Here is a 4,328-nt window from a genome sequence, read left to right as displayed (position 1 = left end):
ATATATAAAATAATATTACTATTGCCTAAAGGTATATTCAAAGTTAATGATAATCAAAATATATTTGTAATAACTTTATTTGTATCAATTATAGGAATCATTTTATGCAGTATAAATATATATGTAAATAAAAATGCTAAGGAATAACCCTTAGCATTTATTATATATTCAAATATAAAAAGGAGTAAAATAAAATTTACTCCTTTGTTTATAAATTAAACTAATTCTATTATAGCTAATTCTGCAGGATCTCCTCTTCTTACGTCAGTTTTAATGATTCTTGTATATCCACCATTTCTTTCTGCATATTTAGGTCCTAATTCTTTACATACTTTAGCAGTTGCTTCTTCATTTCTTAAGAAAGCAAATACTTGTCTATATATATGAAGTGCTTTAGCAGCATCATCTTTAGCAAGATTATATTTCTTACCTAAAGTAATCATTCTTTCAGCAAATTTTCTTAACTCTTTAGCACGAGTAACTGTTGTTTCTATTTGCTCAGCTTTGAATAAAGATATAGTCATATTCTTCATCATCGCTAATCTATGATCACTTCTTCTTCCTAATTTTCTATATGATTTTCTGTGATTCATTTTTTTTAAGTCCTCCTATCTAACTTAATTGGTATATTATTCTTCAGAAGAAGTCATATCGTAACCATATTCCTTCATCTTTTCTATTATTTCTTTAACAGATTTATTTCCAAGATTCTTAACTTTCTTAAGATCTTCTTTTGTTAAAGCAACTAGATCTCCTATTGTATTTATATCTACTTTTTTCAAGCAGTTATATGAACGAACAGTTAAACCTAATTCTTCTATTCTTGTGTCTTCTAATACTGTAGGCGAGTCCTCAACTTCAACATCAACTATTTCTTCTTCATCTTCTCTATACTTAGCCATCGCTGTTCCAATATTTGAAAATGGTTTAGTATATATATTTAATAATTCAACTGCATAAGAAAGTGCTTCACGTATTTCAAAGCTTCCATCAGTAGTTATATTTAAAGTTAATTTGTCATAATTTGTTACACGTCCTACCATAGTATCTTCAACTTGATAACTTACTTTTCTAATTGGTGTATATATAGCGTCAACAGCTAAGAAATCTGTTTCCCAACCTTCTTTGTTTATTTCGTCTGAAACAACAAAACCTTCACCAGAATCAACTATGAATTCCATATCTAATTCTCTTTCAGTAGTTATAGTTGCTATAACTTGATCAGGATTTACCACTGTAATTCCTAATTCTGGATTAATATCTGCTGCAGTAACAACTTTTGGTCCTTTAACAGATAACTTCATTCTTTTTTCTGTAGGCTCGTCAAGTTCAATAACAATTTCCTTAATATTTAATATTATGTCAGTAACTGCTTCCTTAACTCCTGGTATAGTTGAAAATTCATTTAGTACACCATCAATTCTAACTCCTTTAATAGCTGAACCAGGTATAGAAGAAAGTAGTATTCTTCTTAAAGCATTTCCAACAGTATTACCATAACCTCTATATAGAGGTTCTAAAGTATATTTAGCACTGTACTTATCTATTACTTCTTCTGTTAACTTTATATTTTTTGCTATCTTCTCAATATTTAACAAGATAAACCACTCCCTTACAATTTAGAATTTTTACCATCAATAATTTAATTCTATTTATTATCTTGAATAGAACTCAATTATCATAGCTTCGTCGATTTCAAAATCAACAGCATCTCTAGTAGGGTTTTCTAAAACTTTTGCAGTTAAAGTTGATTCTTCTAATGATAACCAACCTGGAACAGTTTTTTGTCCAACTGATTCTTTAATTATTGCAAGTTCTGAAGATCCTTCTTTAAGAGTAATTACATCTCCTTGTTTTACTCTGTAAGATGCAATATCTACTCTCTTACCATTTATTAAGATATGTCCATGACTAACTATTTGTCTAGCTTGTCTTCTAGTTGAACCAAATCCTAATCTATATACTACGTTATCTAATCTTCTTTCAAGGTATTGTAATAGTAATTCCCCTGTTACACCTTCTTTTCTTGTTGCTTCTTCATATAATTTATAAAATTGTTTTTCCATTACACCATATACGAATCTTGCTTTTTGTTTTTCTCTTAATTGTGTTCCATACTCAGTTAATTTTTTATTCGCATTTGGTCTTATATTTCTACTTGATTTTTTATTTACACCTAAAATGCTTGGATCTAATCCAAGAGTTCTACATTTCTTTAAAATAGGCTGTCTATCTCTTGCCATTTGTTTAATTCCTCCTTTGCAAACTTAATTATAATTTCTTCTTAGGCGGTCTAGCACCATTGTGAGGAACTGGAGTAATATCAACTATTCTAGTTACCTCTAAGTCTGTTGCTTGGATTGATCTTATTGAAGCTTCTCTTCCAGATCCAGGCCCTTTTATTTTTATTTCTATTTTTTTCATTCCATTTTCAATTGCAACTTGTGCAGCTTGTTCAGCAGCTATTTGTGCAGCAAATGGAGTTCCTTTTTTAGTTCCTTTGAAACCAGATGTTCCACCTGATTTCCATATAACTACTTTACCTTCACTATCAGTGATAGTAACAACTGTGTTGTTAAAAGTAGAATGTATATAAGCTATACCATTAGGTATATTTTTTAATTTCTTTTTCTTTGAAACTGTTGTTTTTTTAGCCACTATATGGTCCTCCTATCTAAAATTTTTACTTTTTCTTAGCCACAGCCATTTTTGCTGGACCTTTTCTAGTTCTTGCGTTAGTTTTAGTCTTTTGACCTCTTACTGGTAATCCCATTCTGTGTCTTAATCCTCTATAGCATTTAATATCAGTTAATCTCTTAATATTAAGTCTAATTTCTTTTCTTAATTCTCCTTCTATCTTGTACTCTTCAACGATAGTTCTAATTTTACCTACTTCTTCTTCAGTTAAGTCTTTAACCTTAGTGTCTTTGTTAATTCCAGCTTTTGCTAAAATTTCATTTGAAGTAGTTCTACCTATACCAAAGATATAAGTTAATGAGATTTCTACTCTTTTGTTTCTTGGGATGTCAACTCCTGCGATTCTAGCCAAATCCTTTCCTCCTTAAATAAATTTTTTACCTTCTTCAATATGCCTTTTCTAAACATTTTAGTAAAGTTAGAGTCCTACAACTCAACATATCTTTACAATTTTTACATAAAGTATATATAAAAATTTTAGATATTAACCTTGTACTTGTTTATGTTTAGGGTTTTCGCATATTACTCTTACTTTTCCGTGTCTTTTGATAATTTTGCATTTATCACAGATACGTTTAACAGATGCCTTTACTTTCATTAATAAAAACCCTCCTAATTATTTTTTTCTATAAACGATTCTACCTCTAGAAAGATCATACGGTGATACTTCAACAGTAACCTTATCTCCTGGTAAAATTTTAATATAATTCATTCTCATTTTACCTGAAATATGTCCCAATAATACGTGACCGTTTTCTAAACGAACTTGAAACATTGCATTAGGCAGTGCTTCTAATATCTCACCTTCTAATTCTAGAACATCTTGTTTTGCCATAATTCACCTCGACTCTTACCTAAATTTAAACAATAAAAAGACATGAGTAATACAAAACTCATTCCTTGCAATCGCTTATACTGAAAAAGTATACCATAAATTTATATTAATTGCAATACTTTCAGATATTTTTTCAGATATTTTTTTTGTAAACCCCAAATACACAAAATCATATTTCATTTTATTTCAAAATATGCTATCATATCTTTTATATTTTATGGTAGCTTGTGACTATTATATCTTCACAAGCTATTTCCTCTATAGATAGTTTATCAAGAATGATTTTAGAAAACCTTTCTTTAAATAGCTCTATAGGGAATTTTTGATGTGGTTTACCTGCTTCACAATAAAATATTTTAAATCTTCTTGTGTAAGAATCATAAATACTTTTTGTTATTATTTCATGATTTAAAAACTCACTTCCTTGATCTGCTAAAAGTATTCCAAATAATCTTTTAAAATTCTTATGTCCTATTCTTTTCTCTATCCAATCAAATACTTTAGCAACTTTATGGGTTCACTACAATTTTATTTATATTTTTAGGTTTTTTAATTTCAAATTATCATACCTTATACCCATTAACTCTAAAAATTTTTTACTACTAATTTTTACCATTCAATTTCTACAAAAAATTATTACTAAATTTAATATAAAGACCATCATTTTCTTTAATGATCTCTATAATTTTATTTTACTACATCTAACTTTAAAGCAAACAATATTTTAAATATTTTATTGTACTCTAAAGACATATCTACATTTAATTTTGATATATCAAAGTTTAATCCTAAAGTT

General features: G+C 28.2%; 7 protein-coding genes. All 7 read right to left on the bottom strand.

Annotated elements, in window-relative coordinates:
* Window positions 1-215 precede the first annotated feature (215 nt).
* The gene (rplQ, locus tag ACWYO2_RS04990; protein ID WP_455515384.1) at window positions 216-593 is read right to left on the bottom strand and encodes a 50S ribosomal protein L17; all 378 of its coding nucleotides are present in this window, start codon (window positions 591-593) and stop codon (window positions 216-218) included.
* A 36-nt stretch (window positions 594-629) separates the two neighbouring features.
* Window positions 630-1,598 carry a DNA-directed RNA polymerase subunit alpha gene (locus tag ACWYO2_RS04985; protein WP_455515383.1) on the bottom strand — a complete coding sequence of 323 codons (969 nt, stop codon included), beginning with the start codon at window positions 1,596-1,598 and terminating at the stop codon, window positions 630-632.
* Window positions 1,599-1,655: 57 nt separating this feature from the next.
* Window positions 1,656-2,243: a 30S ribosomal protein S4 gene (gene rpsD / locus ACWYO2_RS04980; RefSeq protein ID WP_455515382.1), complete on the bottom strand. Its 588-nt coding sequence runs from the start codon at window positions 2,241-2,243 to the stop codon at window positions 1,656-1,658.
* Between the two features lie 28 nt (window positions 2,244-2,271).
* Window positions 2,272-2,658, bottom strand: a complete 387-nt coding sequence (gene rpsK / locus ACWYO2_RS04975; protein ID WP_066895660.1) for a 30S ribosomal protein S11 — start codon at window positions 2,656-2,658, stop codon at window positions 2,272-2,274.
* A 25-nt stretch (window positions 2,659-2,683) separates the two neighbouring features.
* Entirely contained in the window at window positions 2,684-3,049 is a 366-nt protein-coding gene (gene rpsM / locus ACWYO2_RS04970; protein WP_455515381.1) for a 30S ribosomal protein S13, read from the bottom strand.
* 132 nt (window positions 3,050-3,181) lie between these two features.
* Complete coding sequence (gene rpmJ / locus ACWYO2_RS04965; RefSeq protein WP_012858378.1) at window positions 3,182-3,295, bottom strand: 50S ribosomal protein L36; 114 nt, start codon at window positions 3,293-3,295, stop codon at window positions 3,182-3,184.
* Between the two features lie 18 nt (window positions 3,296-3,313).
* Window positions 3,314-3,532 carry a translation initiation factor IF-1 gene (infA, locus tag ACWYO2_RS04960; RefSeq protein ID WP_012858377.1) on the bottom strand — a complete coding sequence of 73 codons (219 nt, stop codon included), beginning with the start codon at window positions 3,530-3,532 and terminating at the stop codon, window positions 3,314-3,316.
* Window positions 3,533-4,328 lie beyond the last annotated feature (796 nt).

The sequence above is a fragment of the Pseudostreptobacillus sp. genome (assembly GCF_977040545.1).
The sequence above is the reverse complement of the archived record's forward strand: the minus strand, read 5'-3'. Positions and strand labels throughout refer to the sequence as shown.